Annotated in this window: 14 protein-coding genes; 11 read left to right on the top strand and 3 right to left on the bottom strand. The window is 65.1% G+C overall.

What is annotated here, in order from left to right; genetic code table 11:
- Positions 1 to 6: 6 nt before the first annotated feature.
- Genes cysI through RA164_RS02270 form a run of 3 tightly spaced genes read left to right on the top strand, consistent with a single transcriptional unit; the run spans position 7 to position 2,994 of the window.
- On the top strand, positions 7 to 1,737 hold the full coding sequence (cysI, locus tag RA164_RS02280; RefSeq protein ID WP_329742368.1) for an assimilatory sulfite reductase (NADPH) hemoprotein subunit: 1,731 nt from the start codon (positions 7 to 9) through the stop codon (positions 1,735 to 1,737).
- Positions 1,734 to 2,459, top strand: coding sequence for a phosphoadenylyl-sulfate reductase (locus RA164_RS02275; RefSeq protein ID WP_329742367.1), 726 nt, complete (start codon positions 1,734 to 1,736; stop codon positions 2,457 to 2,459). The genes cysI and RA164_RS02275 overlap by 4 nt, the downstream gene beginning before the upstream one ends.
- Positions 2,452 to 2,994: a bifunctional sulfate adenylyltransferase/adenylylsulfate kinase gene (locus RA164_RS02270; protein WP_329742366.1), complete on the top strand. Its 543-nt coding sequence runs from the start codon at positions 2,452 to 2,454 to the stop codon at positions 2,992 to 2,994. Before RA164_RS02275 ends, RA164_RS02270 begins: the two co-directional genes overlap by 8 nt.
- A gap of 30 nt (positions 2,995 to 3,024) precedes the next feature.
- Here RA164_RS02270 and RA164_RS02265 read toward each other — a convergent pair whose 3' ends face one another.
- The gene (locus tag RA164_RS02265) at positions 3,025 to 4,032 is read right to left on the bottom strand and encodes a LysR substrate-binding domain-containing protein (RefSeq protein WP_329742365.1); all 1,008 of its coding nucleotides are present in this window, start codon (positions 4,030 to 4,032) and stop codon (positions 3,025 to 3,027) included.
- Positions 4,033 to 4,353: 321 nt separating this feature from the next.
- Between RA164_RS02265 and cysG the strand changes: the two genes are divergently transcribed.
- From cysG to RA164_RS02235, 6 genes are all read left to right on the top strand, one after another.
- Positions 4,354 to 5,802 (top strand): siroheme synthase CysG, encoded by a 1,449-nt coding sequence (cysG, locus tag RA164_RS02260; RefSeq protein ID WP_329742364.1) that lies wholly within the window; start codon positions 4,354 to 4,356, stop codon positions 5,800 to 5,802.
- Between the two features lie 171 nt (positions 5,803 to 5,973).
- The gene (locus RA164_RS02255; protein WP_329742363.1) at positions 5,974 to 7,851 is read left to right on the top strand and encodes an LTA synthase family protein; all 1,878 of its coding nucleotides are present in this window, start codon (positions 5,974 to 5,976) and stop codon (positions 7,849 to 7,851) included.
- A 623-nt stretch (positions 7,852 to 8,474) separates the two neighbouring features.
- Complete coding sequence (locus RA164_RS02250; protein ID WP_329742362.1) at positions 8,475 to 8,840, top strand: roadblock/LC7 domain-containing protein; 366 nt, start codon at positions 8,475 to 8,477, stop codon at positions 8,838 to 8,840.
- Between the two features lie 87 nt (positions 8,841 to 8,927).
- Positions 8,928 to 9,287 (top strand): roadblock/LC7 domain-containing protein, encoded by a 360-nt coding sequence (locus RA164_RS02245; RefSeq protein WP_329742361.1) that lies wholly within the window; start codon positions 8,928 to 8,930, stop codon positions 9,285 to 9,287.
- Between the two features lie 71 nt (positions 9,288 to 9,358).
- Positions 9,359 to 10,327 carry a hypothetical protein gene (locus tag RA164_RS02240; RefSeq protein WP_329742360.1) on the top strand — a complete coding sequence of 323 codons (969 nt, stop codon included), beginning with the start codon at positions 9,359 to 9,361 and terminating at the stop codon, positions 10,325 to 10,327.
- A complete protein-coding gene (locus RA164_RS02235; protein ID WP_329742359.1) occupies positions 10,320 to 10,871 on the top strand; it encodes a GTP-binding protein in 552 nt (183 codons plus the stop codon). The genes RA164_RS02240 and RA164_RS02235 overlap by 8 nt, the downstream gene beginning before the upstream one ends.
- 110 nt (positions 10,872 to 10,981) lie before the next feature.
- On the opposite strand, the gene groL is transcribed toward RA164_RS02235, so the two are convergent.
- Together groL and groES are read right to left on the bottom strand one after the other, a co-directional pair.
- Positions 10,982 to 12,628 (bottom strand): chaperonin GroEL, encoded by a 1,647-nt coding sequence (gene groL / locus RA164_RS02230; RefSeq protein WP_329742358.1) that lies wholly within the window; start codon positions 12,626 to 12,628, stop codon positions 10,982 to 10,984.
- A gap of 99 nt (positions 12,629 to 12,727) precedes the next feature.
- Entirely contained in the window at positions 12,728 to 13,021 is a 294-nt protein-coding gene (groES, locus tag RA164_RS02225) for a co-chaperone GroES (RefSeq protein WP_329742357.1), read from the bottom strand.
- A gap of 207 nt (positions 13,022 to 13,228) precedes the next feature.
- Between groES and cutA the strand changes: the two genes are divergently transcribed.
- Together cutA and RA164_RS02215 are read left to right on the top strand one after the other, a co-directional pair.
- Complete coding sequence (gene cutA, locus RA164_RS02220; protein ID WP_329742356.1) at positions 13,229 to 13,549, top strand: divalent-cation tolerance protein CutA; 321 nt, start codon at positions 13,229 to 13,231, stop codon at positions 13,547 to 13,549.
- Positions 13,550 to 13,646: 97 nt separating this feature from the next.
- Positions 13,647 to 14,552 (top strand): DMT family transporter, encoded by a 906-nt coding sequence (locus tag RA164_RS02215; RefSeq protein WP_329742355.1) that lies wholly within the window; start codon positions 13,647 to 13,649, stop codon positions 14,550 to 14,552.
- Positions 14,553 to 14,579: the final 27 nt, after the last annotated feature.

The following is a 14,579-nucleotide window of genomic DNA, read 5'->3' as shown; positions in this document are numbered from 1 at the left end:
CACCCCATGAGCAGCACCGATACCCCATCCGCCGCGTCTGTTTCCGACATGGAGACGATCAAGTCGAACAGCCGCTTCCTGCGCGGCAGCATCGCCGAGGGTCTGCGCGACCCGGTCACCGGCGCCATCAGCGAAGACGACAACAAGCTGCTGAAATTCCACGGCAGCTACCAGCAGGACGACCGCGACCTGCGCGAGGAGCGCCGGCGGCAGAAGCTGGAGCCTGCCTACCAGTTCATGGTCCGCGCCTGCATCGCCGGCGGTGTGCTTAGCCCGTCGCAGTGGCTGGCGTTCGACCAGATCGCACGCACCTGGGCCAACGGCACGCTGCGCATCACCACGCGCCAGACCTTCCAGCTGCACGGCATCCTCAAGCGCGACCTGAAGCGTTCCATCGCCGCGATGAACGATGCCCTGATCACCACCCTGGCCGCCTGCGGCGACGTCAACCGCAACGTGGTCGCCAGCGTGAACCCGCTGCTCTCCGCCGCGCACGACCAGGTCCAGGCGTGGGTCACCAAGCTGGCCATCCATCTGCGTCCGCAGACCCGCGCGTACCACGAGATCTGGCTGGATGGCGAACAGGTCGCCGGTGGTGAAGCGGCGGCACCCGCCACCGAAAGCGAGCCGCTGTACGGACCCACCTATCTGCCGCGCAAGTTCAAGATCGGCGTAGCTGTGCCGCCGATCAACGACGCCGACGTCTTCGCGCAGGATCTCGGTCTGGTCGCCATCATCGAAGACAGTGCGCTGCTCGGCTTCAACGTGGCCGTGGGCGGTGGCATGGGCGCGACCCACGGCGACTCCAGCACCTATCCGCGGCTTGGCAGCGTGATCGGCTTCGTCACGCCCGATCAGCTGCTGCACACCGCCACCACGGTGGTCGAGCTGCAACGCGATCGCGGCAACCGCGAAGACCGTCGCCACGCGCGCCTGAAATACACCATCGACCGGATGGGTCTCGCTGCCTTCAAGGCCGAGCTGGAAGAACGCCTGGGCTTTGCTCTGGCCCCGTCGCGGCCATATCACTTCGACCATAACGGTGACCGCTATGGCTGGACCGAGGACACGAACGGCCGCTGGCACCTGACGTTGCAGATCGAGTCCGGACGCCTTGCCGACCGTCCCGGCCAAACCCTGCTGAGCGGGCTGCGCGCCATTGCGGAAGTCCATCGCGGCGAGTTCCGCATGACCTGCAACCAGAACCTGATCATCGCCAACGTGCCGGCCGACGAGCGGGCGCGCATCGATGCACTGGTCGCCGAGCACGGGCTCGACGGTTACCTGCGGCAGAGCGGCATCCGCCGCCATGCCATTGCCTGCGTGGCCCTGCCCACCTGCGCCATGGCCATGGCGGAGAGCGAGCGTTATCTGCCCGAGCTGCTGCCCAGGCTGGAAGCCTTACTCGATCATCACGGCCTGCTCGGCGAACCGATCCTGCTGCGCCTTTCCGGTTGCCCCAACGGGTGCTCGCGCCCCTATCTCGGCGAGATCGCACTGGTCGGCCGTGCACCGGGTCGCTACGACCTGCGCCTGGGCGCCGATTTCGCCGGTCGCCGACTCAACCGTCCGCTGCGCGAAAACATCGACGAAGCCGCCATCCTGGCCGAACTCGATGCGTTGTTCGCGCGTTTCGCCGCTGAACGGAACGCCGCCGAGCACTTTGGCGACTTCCTCGTCCGCAGCGATCTGCTGCCGCCACCGCGCCATGCCATCGAGGTGGAAACGATCGCATGAACGCCGCACCCGCTCTTGCCGATGCAAGCCATGACGGCCGCGCCCGCCACGAGCTGGAAGACTGGCTGACGACGCAGACGGCCGAGGAGCGCGTGCGCTGGGCGCTTGAACACCTTCCCGGCGCCCACGTGCTTTCCTCCAGTTTCGGCGCCCAGGCAGCGGTCTCGCTGCACCTGCTCACGCAGCAGCACCCCGATATTCCGGTCATCGTGATCGACACCGGCTACCTGTTTCCAGAAACCTACCGCTTCATCGACCAGCTCGCCGACCGGTTGAAGCTGAACCTGCATGTCGAGCGCCCCGAGCTGTCCGCGGGCTGGCTGCAGGCCCGACATGGCCAACTGTGGACGCAGGGCCACGACGGACTCGACCGCTACAACCGGCTGGCCAAGGTGGAACCGATGCGCAAGGCGCTGGACACGCTGTGCGCCGGCACCTGGTTCGCCGGCCTGCGACGCCAGCAGTCGCGCAGCCGCGCGGATGCACCAGTGCTCGAAAAGCGCCCGGAGCGCTGGAAAGTGCACCCCATCGTCGACTGGACCGATCGTGACGTCGGCATGTATCTGCGCCGCCACCAGTTGCCCTATCACCCACTGTGGGACCAGGGTTACGTATCGATCGGCGACACCCACACTACGCGCCGCTGGGAACCGGGCATGCGCGAAGAGGACACGCGCTTCTTCGGCCTCAAGCGCGAATGCGGCATCCATCTCGATGTCTGAAGCCAGCTTCCTGCGTAGCGACAAGCCGCTCAAGCACTGGACGCTTCGTGCGCGCCAGCAGCACACGCTACGGCAGCTGCTCGATGGCACACTGGCTCCGCTACAGGGTTTTCTTGGCCGAACGGACTATGACTGCGTGCTGCGTAGCATGCAGCTGCGCGACGGCACTCCATGGGCGTGGCCGGTCACGCTGGACGTGGACGAAGCATTCGCGGCCACACTGGACCGCGGCGAGCGCATCGGACTCTGCGATGCGCTCGGCACCGTGCTGGCCGAGCTCGACATCGACGACATCTACTTTCCCGACCACCTGCATGAAGCGCGGTCGCTGTACGGCAGCATGAGCCGGCATCACCCCGCCATCGTCGAGCTGCTGCAGCACACCGGACCGGTTTACCTGGGTGGCCGCATCACCGGCCTGGACGACCGGAACGTGTCATCGGCACCTCGTGCAGGCACCGTTTGGGCATTCGCGCCCTACTCTCTTCAAGTCGCCGGGGAGGCGCTGGCCGGCACCGGCCAACGCCTGCACTGACGGACGCGGACCGCCGTGCCCGCGACGATCTCAGGCCGCGTGGACCGCCGCCGCACGCCTGCCGCGCGAACCGCTTTCGCGCCACAGTGGCGCCTTTGGCCAGGACGGAGCGGCGTGGCCGGCCACCACACGGCGCAGCTCGGACTCGTCCAGCTGCGGTGCGACCAGGCGCGCCAGCTGCGCCACATAACTACGCAGCACGCGGTCCCGACGCAACACCAGCCAGCTGATGCATTCGGGCAGCAAGGTGTCGATATCCAGCACCACCAGCTCGCGCGCGTCAGCGTCTCCCAATGCCATCTCGGCGAGAATGCCCACGCCCAGGCCGGCCAGCACGTAGGTCTTGATCAGATCGGCATCGGCCGAGGTGCAGGCGATGTTCGGCTCCAGGCCGACCGCGGCGAACGCACGGCGCAGCGAGGATTCCGGCTGCAGCGAGGACTCGTAGCTGACCAGTGGAAGATCGGCCAGATCGGCCAGCCGCAGCGGCCGCTTCAGCTTCGCCAGCGCATGCCCGCGCGGCACCACGGCACGTCGACGCCAGCGATACAGCGGCACCGCGATGCCGCCCTCCGGCTGCGCCCCACTGGTGCTGACGATGGCCAGGTCGACCTCGCCGCTTTCGAACAGGCTGATCACCCGGCTCTCGCCCTGCGGACGGATATGCACGCTGAGGTCGGGATACTGCTTCTTGAGCCGCGCGATCGGCTCGGGCAGCACGAAACGCGCCTGGGTGTGGGTGGTGGCCAGCGCCAGTTCACCGCGCGATTCCGCACGCAGATTGGCCGCCAGGGCACGAATGTTGTGCGATTCGTTGAGGATGATGCGGGCCCGCTCCAGCACCTGCGCGCCGGCCGGCGTGATGCTGTCGAGACTCTTGCCGCGCCGGGTGAACACCTGGAAGCCGAGCTCCCCTTCCAGCTGCTTGAGCTGCTTGCTGATGCCCGACTGCGTGGCGTAGACGTTTTCGGCGGCCATGGTGATGTTCAGGCCGGCCTCTGCAATGGCGACGATATAGCGGAGCTGGGTGAGGGTCATGATGTCCTGTCCAGTGATGAGCGTGAATGAGGGGTATCGACGCGACGCTTGGAACACGGACAGGACATGGTGCGCGGCGGATAGCTATACATGATTTTCAGCATGACGTATCTCCAGGTGCCGGCACCATGCCGGGCAACATGCACGCGACCTTAACACATCGACAATTTGGACGTCTATCCATCCATTTGAATCCTTATTGAGCCTAGGCTTTCGGAGATCATGATGGCCCGGCATAACCTCGTTCATAGCGGTCATTTCAGTACGCGCGGCGTCATGCCGTAACGTGGATCCGCCTCATTCCACCCGAACGCCGCCGCCATGCCGCTCTATCCCCTGTTCGCCGATCTCACTGACCGCACCGTGCTGGTGGTGGGTGGCGGCATGGTGGCCGAGCGCAAAACGGCGGCACTGCTCGATGCCGGCGCGCGGGTCAGCGTCGGCGCCCCGACACTTACTGACACTCTCGGCGAATGGGCCGTGCAGGGGCGCATCACGCATCTTCCCGGACGCTATCAACGCAACTGGCAGAAGGGCAGCTGGATGGTGATCGCGGCGACCGGCGACCGGCCGCTGAACATGCGCATCGCCGCTGAAGCCACCGCCCGGCGTCGGCTGGTGAACGTAGTGGACGACCCGGCGCTCTCGACCTTCCAGGTGCCGGCCGTGATCGACCGCTCGCCGCTGCAGGTCGCCATTTCCACCGCAGGTGTGGCTCCCGCACTGGCCCGCCGCCTGCGTGAACGGATCGAAGGCCTGCTCGATCCCGCCTGGGGCCCGCTGTTACGACTGGCCCACCGTTACCGACCGCGCATCCGTGATCGCCACCCGGACCTCGCACAGCGCCGCCGGTTCTACGACTGGCTGCACGACGGCCCGGTGCGTGCACTGCTGCGCGCCGCACAGCCGGCGCTGGCCGAACACACGCTGCAGACCGCGCTCGAAACCCAGGCACATGCAGCATCGCCCGGCTCCGTGGTCCTGGTTGGCGCCGGCCCTGGCGATCCCGGCCTGCTGACCCTGCGCGCGTTGCGCGCACTGAACGAGGCCGACGTGATTCTTCACGACGCACTGGTACCTGCGGCGGTGCTCGAACTGGCGCGACGCGATGCCGAACGCATCGCCGTGGGCAAGCGCAGCGGCGGCGTTCACACGCCGCAGGACGACATCCATGGCCTGCTGTTGAAGCATGCACGCAAGGGAAGTCGCGTGGTACGACTGAAGGGTGGCGACCCGTTCGTCTTCGGCCGCGGCGGCGAAGAACTGCAGTTCCTGCAGCGCCACGGCATCGCCTTCGAAGTCGTGCCCGGCATTACCGCCGCCGTTGCCTGCGCGGCGCACGCTGGCGTGCCACTGACCCACCGCGACCATGCACAGTCGGTACGGCTGGTCACCGCACACTGCAAGGACTCCCTCGATCGCATCGATTGGCCGGCACTGGCCCGCGAGCGCCAGACCCTGGCCTTCTACATGGGCGTCGGCCGACTCGATACCGTGTCGGAGAAACTGCTTACCCACGGGCGCGATGCCGCCACCCCGTTCGCACTGGTGGAAAACGGCTCCATGCCGCAACAACGCACCCTGACCGGCTCGCTGGCCGAGCTGCCGGAACTGGCACAACGCCACGCGATCTCGGCACCTGCACTGCTGATCGTCGGCGAAGTGGCGTCGTTCGCCAGCTCGCTGCACTGGTATGGCGAACTGCTGCAACCGGGCACTTCGGCAGCCGGCGCACAGCAATACTCCGGCACGCTCGCCGACGCCGCCTGATCCAGCCGCCCCTGCTCTGCCGAGCCTGCCGGTCACGAAGGCAACGTACCAGCCATACATGCCGGGTTCGGCACGATCTGAACCCGCGGCAACGGATGCACGCCGCCCGACAACGGGTTCATGTCACTCACGTTACAGTCCGGCCGCCTGCCGAAAGGTCACCGGACATCCATGCCTTCACGACATTTCTATCCACGTTCGCTTCCGGCGCGCGCTGCGCTGCTGGCGGTGACGCTCGTCGTTTTCGTACTGCTTACCGGACTTCTGGACGGCCATCCCGGTGTCGCTCCGCTGCGCCTTTTGCAGCAACCCAGGTTTCCGCTGGCCAATGCGCTTCCTGGCCTGCTGCTGGGCGGACTTCTGCTTGCGCTCAGCCGTCGCTTGTTCTGGTCGTACGGACTTGTCTGCCTGCTGCAGGCTGTGCTCTACGGCATCAACGCGCTGAAGGTGGCCAACCTCGGCACACCGCTGATGCCGGCCGACTTCCGCATGGTCGGGCAGTTGCGCCATGGCGGGGTGCACCTGCTGGCCGGCTATCTGCCACATAGCCCCTGGCCCTACCTCGCCCTGCTGGCCGGCGGCGCCGCGGTGGTCGCGCTGTGGCGTTTCGAGCCGCCGCTTTTCGAGCGCCGCACACGCGGCAAACGGCTGGCCGGCGGCGCCATCCTGGCTGCACTGCTCGGCACGCTGCTGGCCGGAAATCCGGCCTGGGCCGGCATCTACAACGCCCGCGTGTTGTGGCTGGAGCCCTGGTCGGCCGCGTCGACCACCACCCATTCCGGCCTGATCAGCTCACTGCTGCTGTTCGACATCCAGTACGGCCACACCAAGCGCAAGGCCGACCCCGCCGCGGTCAGGCAACTGCTTGGCCAGACCGGACCTGCGCTTCGCCAGCAGATGGAGCAACCGGCCGCAGCCGCTGCTGCACTGCCGGATATCGTGGTGATCCAGAGCGAGTCGTTCTTCGACCCGTCGATCCTGCGCGGTTACCAGCACGCGAACCTGACGCCCAACCTGCGCCGACTTGCCGCCGAGGGCGCCAGCGGCCCGCTGCGCGTCCCGACTTTCGGCGGCGGCACGATCCGCACCGAATTCGAGATGCTGACGGGACTGCCACTGCGTTATTTCGACGACCTGCAGTTCCCTTACCTGCAGCTCAACCAGAAAGTCGTCCCCAGCATCGTCCGCACACTGCGGGCTCACGGCTACCAGACCGTGGCGATCCACGGTAACGACCCCACGTTCTGGAACCGCAACGTGGCGTTCAAGGCCCTGGGATTCGAGCGCTTCATCTCGCGCAACGACTTCCCCGCCGACGCAGCGAACGACGGCAAGTACATGGCCGACAGCGCGATGACCGACCAGATCATGCGCCAGCTCAAGGACAGCGGGCCGCCACAGTTCCTGTTCGCCATCAGCATCGAAGCCCACGGCCCCTACGACATCACGCCCGCCGACACCGCTGCACGCGACCGCATTGCCGTGCCTGCCGGCATCGAGGGCAGGGACAAGCTCGAACTTCAGAATTACCTGTATCACATGCAGCACGCGGACCAGCAGCTGGGGCGCCTCGCCGCGATGGTGGCCAGGCGCAAGCGCCCCACCCTGTTGCTGTTCTACGGCGACCACCTGCCTGCACTGACCGGCGTCTACCGGACCGACGGCTTCGTCGACGGCGGCAACATGCTCGCCGAGCCGGGCACCTGGCTGTTGGTCGACCCGGGACATCCCGGCAAGGCCGTGCACGAGGATGTGGCCGCCTGGATGCTCCCCGGCATGCTGCTCGATGCCGCCGGCATCCACAACGACGGCTACTTCGCCCTGACCCGGCTGGTGTCGCAGCTGGCCATGCTCACCCGCGCGCCCGGCGCCCCGCCGATTCACGAGACGCCCGCGCAACAAAAACTCGACAACGAAATGTCCAGCGCCGCGCTGCTGCGCATGAAAGGCAAGCTGGACAGGCTGATCGACGCCGTGCTGCAACTGCCGGCCACGCCATCGGCGACAACTCCTGCCGCGGCCCCCGCCACGGCAGCGCCTTTGCGTTGAGGGCACACCGGCCACTGGCAAGCCGCCCACCGATTGCGCACATCCTGGTTGCAACGCAGCCGGGGTGCTGGACATCGGCATCGTCCTGGGACATGAGTCCCGCCAGGAAGTGCGGTCGCAATAACTACCGTTACCGCCCGGCACGTACCGGACCGTGACAGCACCAACGCGTCGCCCCCTTATCGATCGCCGCGCCGACGTATGCGATCACACCCACGGCCTCCCGAAACGGGCCTAGGTCTTTTTCAAATCTGCTGTAGGCGTACCGCTTACAGCACGGCTCGCCGGACTACAAATTAAGAAGGCTCCTATGAAAAGCGGGCCCGTCGCCCATTAGTCTAGCCCCACATTTTCGTGATGCGCATCACATTAAATGAAGGCGCGCCATCACCGAAGCCCAGGTAAGCAATAGCGCTTTGTCGCTCTTGTTTACGCGCCACCGAGAGCATCGCAACCGCCAAGCGGCTGTATTGGTTGCATCGATATGCGCCCGACACCCATGTTGCCAGCCAGGAACAGCCCCGCCCAGGAGCAATGCATTGCAACAGGCAACCACACATAAAATCAGGAGCTCCATGCACACACGGTCACATGCTGCATCGCTGCCCGACGCAGATCAGGTGATGCATGAATTCCAGGACATGTCGAACCAAGTGCCAGGCATCGCACTGATTCTTTTGTCCACCGCGGATGGCAGGGCTGTGTGCAACTGGACGGCATCGAACATCGCCGATCCCAGACGACTGGCCGCCATGACCAACTCATTCCTGACCCTGGGCGAGACCATGGCACGCGAGCTCGGCATGCGTTCGGCTGAGTACGCCACCGTCTGCACCCCGGGTGGAAACATGGTGCTTATTCGCATCAACGGTCCAACCCCCATGACTTTGGCCGCCATGGACGATTCCCGCGCCGCCCTGGCGTCCCTGCTTTTTGCTGCGCGCAACTGCGCCCAGCGGGTCAGCGCACTGATTCCCAGAGCTGCCTGACACTCCACAAACACCGGCTCCGGCACTGTCGCAATAGGCGGCAACCGTGGCTATGACCTTCAAAATCGACAATCAACGGGAAAGAACATGACGAAATTCAATCTTGAGCAGCTTTCGGACATCGCCGGCTTCGTCGGTGCGGCATTGGTCGACACGGACAGCGGCATGGCACTCGCCACCGCAGGTGGCGGCTCCGTCGACCTGGAAGTCGCCGCCGCCGGCAACACCGAAGTGATGCGCGCAAAGCGCCGTGTCGCTTCTCAACTGAACCTGGACGACACCATCGAAGACATCCTCATTACGCTCGGCAAGCAGTATCACCTGCTGCGCCCCCTGCAGAGCAACGAGCAGCTGTTCCTGTACGTCGTGCTGGATCGCGCCAAGTCCAACCTCGCCATGGCCCGCCATGAACTGAAGGCCTACGAATCCTCGCTGGATTTCAGCTGATCGGGCGCAATCCGGAAATTTCGATCAACGCGTGGCCGCCCAGGCGGCCACGCGTTTCCGGATCTCATCGCATGACACGCCACATGACCACAAAGGCCGCCATCGCAATCGCCGGGCTGGACATTCTGCCTGCCACTCGGCTGAAGGTCGCATGCAACCTGCTCGCCGCCGAACGGCTCGATGTCAGCGTGATGCCATGGGGCACGTCCCCTGCGGACATCCTGGTGGCCGACACGACTTCCGTCGACGGCCGCTCCGCCGCCAGTTCGGCGTTGTCCACAAAATTGCCCTTACTGACTTTCAACCGGGTCACCAGTATCGGGCCGGCCTCGTCGATGTCGCTCCCGCTCAATGCGACCGTCAGGGATATCGCCACCGCGCTCAAGCAGTTGATCGCGATCGTGAGCGTGTCGGGCACAAAGGCACGCAAGCTCCTTCCTCCCTTGCTGCAGGCTCTGGACCGCAGTCGCTTGGCCAACGGCATCATGACCTTTGCACGCGGCACCACTTCTTTCATCGTGGATCAGGGTGCCGGCCTGGTACTACTGTCCGATCCAGCCGCCATGGAAGACATCGTCACGCACTCGATGGCCGATGACTGGACATCCAAGGCGCTCGATACCAGGGCTTGCAACACCCGCCTGACAGAACAGGCGTACAACACGGTGACGATCGAATCGCTTTGGTGGCGTATCGTCACGCACGAAACATTCGCGCTGCCTAAAGGGGACGATGCACGCCCAGTGCAGCTGTCGGCATGGCCCGAGCTAGACGCACACTATTGCCCGCCACAATGGCTTCCAGCCATTGCGCAACTGATGTATTCCGGATCCACCGCAGACAGCCTGGCACGGACCACCGGCATCGATCCGGCCGATGCCACTCGACTTATCCAGGTAGCCCATCTGAGTGGCCTCACCGTCACGACGCCATCCCGGCACAACGTGCACTCGCTGGCCGGCAAGGCAACGCTGACGCACTCGTTCATGAATGTGGCAAAACGCTTCGGACTCAAGTTATTCGGACGGCAGCATGGATAATTACCAGAACAAACTCGTTTTCGTTGGTCATGTTGGGGCTGGCAAAACCACCGCCATCCGGTCCATCTCCGACGTCCCTCCGGTGAGCACCGAGATGCCGATGAGCAGCGAACAGATCGATGGCAAGCTCACCACGACGGTGGCGCTGGACTACAGCACGGTCGAACTGGACGACGGCGAATTGCTGCACATTTATGGCGTTCCCGGCCAGAAGTACCTCGACTTCATGTGGCCCATGGTCTGCCACGGCGCCATGGGCATCATCGTTCTGGTCAATGCGTGTTCACCCCAGAAACTGACCTACGCCGCACTGATGCTGGAGGAGTTTTCCAAGCTGGCTCCGCACGCCAGCTTCGCGGTAGGCGTCACGAGGAGCGATCTGGTACCAAGCTTCAGGCTTGACGCATTCCGCAACGATCTCATCACGAAGGGCTTTCGCCTGCCGGTCGTGAAGGTGGATGCTCGTGAACCCGAACAGGTCGACTTTCTCGTCAAGATCCTTTTGTCGAGCCGCTTCGTCGGCAGCCAGATCGCCAGCGCCTGAGACAGCCATGGACACTCCGCGTATCCGTTGACGCCAATCACATCGACACCGCCCCAAAAAGAAACCCCGCCGAAGCGGGGTTTCCTTCTGGAACGACGGGACCGGATGGATCAGAAATCCATGCCGCCCATGCCGCCCATGCCACCGGCGCCCGGGGCACCGTGGTTGTGCTCTTCCTTCTTCGGCAGCTCGGCCACCATCGCCTCGGTGGTGATCGCCAGACCGGCAACCGAAGAGGCGTACTGCAGGGCCGAACGGGTGACCTTGGTCGGGTCCAGGATGCCGAACTCGATCATGTCGCCGAACTCGCCGTTGGCGGCGTTGTAGCCGTAGTTGCCCTTGCCTTCCTTGACCTGGTTGACGACCACCGACGGCTCGCCACCGGCGTTGCTGACGATCTCGCGCAGCGGCGCTTCCAAGGCGCGACGGGTGATGGCGATGCCGAGGTTCTGGTCCTCGTTGTCGCCCTTCAGGTTCTCGATGGCCTTCTGCGCACGCAGCAGCGCAACGCCACCGCCCGGCACCACACCTTCCTCGACCGCCGCACGGGTCGCGTGCAGGGCGTCTTCGACGCGCGCCTTCTTTTCCTTCATCTCGACTTCGGTGGCAGCACCGACCTTGATGACAGCCACGCCGCCGGCCAGCTTGGCCACGCGCTCCTGCAGCTTCTCGCGGTCGTAGTCGGAGGAGGTCTCCTCGATCTGCGCCTTGATCTGCGCGATGCGGGCCTGGATCTTGTCGGCTTCACCGGCGCCATCGATGATGGTCGAGTTTTCCTTGGTGACCACGACCTTCTTGGCGCGGCCGAGATCGGCGATGGTCGCCTTCTCGAGCGACAGGCCCACTTCCTCGGAGATCACCTGGCCGTTGGTCAGGATCGCCATGTCTTCCAGCATCGCCTTGCGACGGTCACCGAAGCCCGGCGCCTTCACGGCGGCAACCTTCACGATGCCACGGATGGTGTTGACCACCAGGGTCGCCAGCGCCTCGCCTTCCACTTCCTCGGCGACGATCAGCAGCGGCTTGCCGGCCTTGGCCACGCCCTCGAGGATCGGCAGCAGTTCGCGAACGTTCGAGACCTTCTTGTCGTGCAGCAGGATGAACGGGTCATCCAGCTCGACCTGCTGGCTCTGCTGGTTGTTGATGAAGTACGGCGACAGGTAGCCGCGGTCGAACTGCATGCCCTCGACCACGTCCAGCTCGTTGTCCAGACCCGAACCTTCCTCGACGGTGATCACGCCTTCCTTGCCGACCTTCTTCATCGCGGTGGCGATGATGTCGCCGATGGCGCTGTCGGAGTTGGCCGAGATGGTACCGACCTGGGCGATCGCCTTGTCGTCGGCGGTCGGCTTGGACAGGCTCTTCAGCTCGCCGACGGCGGCGGTCACCGCCTTGTCGATGCCGCGCTTCAGGTCCATCGGGTTGATGCCGGCGGCCACGGCCTTCAGGCCTTCGCGGATGAACGCCTGCGCCAGCACGGTGGCGGTGGTGGTGCCGTCACCGGCGTTGTCGGAGGTCTTGGAGGCGGCTTCCTTGACGATCTGCGCGCCCATGTTCTCGTAGGCGTCGGCCAGCTCGATTTCCTTGGCGACGGAGACGCCGTCCTTGGTGATCGTCGGAGCGCCGAAGCTCTTCTGGAGCACGACGTTGCGGCCCTTCGGGCCGAGCGTGACCTTGACCGCGTTGGCCAGGGTGTTCACACCCTTGAGGATGCGCGAGCGGGCGTCTTCGCCGAAGCGTACTTCTTTGGCTGCCATAAAATTTCTGCCTCAAAAATTTCGAAATAAAGGAAAGGGGTTGCTGGTCTCGAAAGCGAGCCCGGCGACTGGCGAGCGCGGTCTACGCGCTCAACCCGATCAGCCTTCGATCACGGCCACGATGTCGTCTTCCTTCAGGAAGACCAGCTCTTCGCCGTCGATCTTGATTTCCTGGCCGGCGTACTTGCCGAACAGCACCACGTCGCCTTCCTTCAGCGACATCGGACGAACCTTGCCGTCCTCCATGATGCGGCCGGTACCGGCGGCGATGACCTTGCCGCGGGTCGGCTTTTCGGTGGCGCTGTCGGGGATGACGATACCGCCGGCGGAGACGCGCTCCTCTTCCAGGCGCTTGACGATGACGCGATCGTGCAGCGGACGCAGTTTGCTCATGACGACTCCAGCTTGATGAGTAGGTTGAGGAAAAGTTGAGGTTCGGACCGTGCTGTTAGCACTCCACCGAAGCGAGTGCCAATTGTAATGATGCAAAACGCCCCTGCAAGGGGCCGATCCATCGACCTGACACGGACATGGAGCGCGCGGACGGCATTTCAAGGGCCGGAGCGTTAATCTTGTGCGCCGCCCCGTCGCCACGCCGCCATGTCCGAACCGGTCCTACTCTGCTACTGCACCTGCCCTGACGCCACCAGCGCCCTGGCGCTCGCAACGGCGCTGGTCGACGAACGGCTGGCCGCCTGCGTCAACCGCATTCCGGGGGTGTCGTCCACCTATGCCTGGCAGGGCGAGGTGGTCACCGACACCGAGGAACTGCTGCTGATCAAGACCACCGGCGGCCGCTTCGAGGCACTCAGGAACCGGCTGCTGGAGCTGCACCCCTACGAGGTGCCGGAATTGATCGCGGTGCCGGTGGAGCGTGGCCATGCCGCCTACCTGGACTGGGCCCGGCAGGCGGTCGACTGAGCGCTGCGGCCAACACGCCCTACCGATAGCAAGACTGCTGACAGGTTCTGTCAGCACCCCACCTTAAGGTATCCACCCCGGATACCCGAGCCACGCCATGAAAAAGTCCGACCTTGCCGCGTTGTTGCTGCTTGGTGCCCTGTGGGGCGGCTCGTTCCTGTTCATGCGCATGGGCGCCAACCAGTTCGGCGGGGTGGCGCTGGCGGGCATGCGCGCCATCGTCGCCGCCGCCTATTCGCTGCCACTGCTGGCCTCCCGCAGCCGCCGCGCGGAGTTGCGCGCGCATTGGCGGGCAGTGACCCTGGTGGGTATCGCCAATTCCGCGCTGCCGTTCGTGCTGTTCTCCTATGCCGCGCAAAGCCTGCCCGCCGGGCTGTCCGCCATTTTCGACACGATCGCGCCCCTGCTGGTGGCCGCTTCCGGCTGGCTGTGGCTGGGCGAGAAGCTCGATGCACCGCGAACCTGCGGGCTGTTGATCGGCCTGGCCGGTGTGGTCTGGCTGATCGGCGGCACACTAGGTTTCGGCCACGGCGGCGCGTCGACCGGCTGGGCCATGGCCGCCTGTGTGGGGGCGAATGTCTGCTACACCTTCGGCACCCACTACAGCCATCGCCACCTGCAGGTCGTGTCGCCGCTGACCGTGGCGACCGGCAGCCAGTTCGCTGCAGCCATCCTGCTGCTGCCAGCGACGCTCTGGTTCTGGCCGGCGCGGATGCCAACACCCGGCGCATGGGCCGCGCTTTTCCTGCTGGCGGCCGCCTGCACGTCGCTGGCCTATGTGCTGTTCTACCGCCTGCTGGCGCGCGTCGGCTCGAACCGCGCGATGGTCGTGCTGTATCTGATTCCGGTGTTCGGCGTGCTGTGGGGAGCAATCTTCCTGGGCGAGAAGGTCACCAGTGTCATGGCCGGCGGCTGCGCGATCATCCTGCTCGGCGTGGCCCTGGCCACAGGCATGCTGCGCTTCGGCGCTGGTCGGCGCAGGCTGCTGGGAGAGGAAACCTGATGCCCGGATTCTGGTATCGGGCCGAAG

This window comes from Dyella sp. A6 (genome assembly GCF_036320485.1).
Lineage (GTDB): Bacteria > Pseudomonadota > Gammaproteobacteria > Xanthomonadales > Rhodanobacteraceae > Rhodanobacter_A > Rhodanobacter_A aluminiiresistens.
The sequence above is the reverse complement of the archived record's forward strand: the minus strand, read 5'-3'. Positions and strand labels throughout refer to the sequence as shown.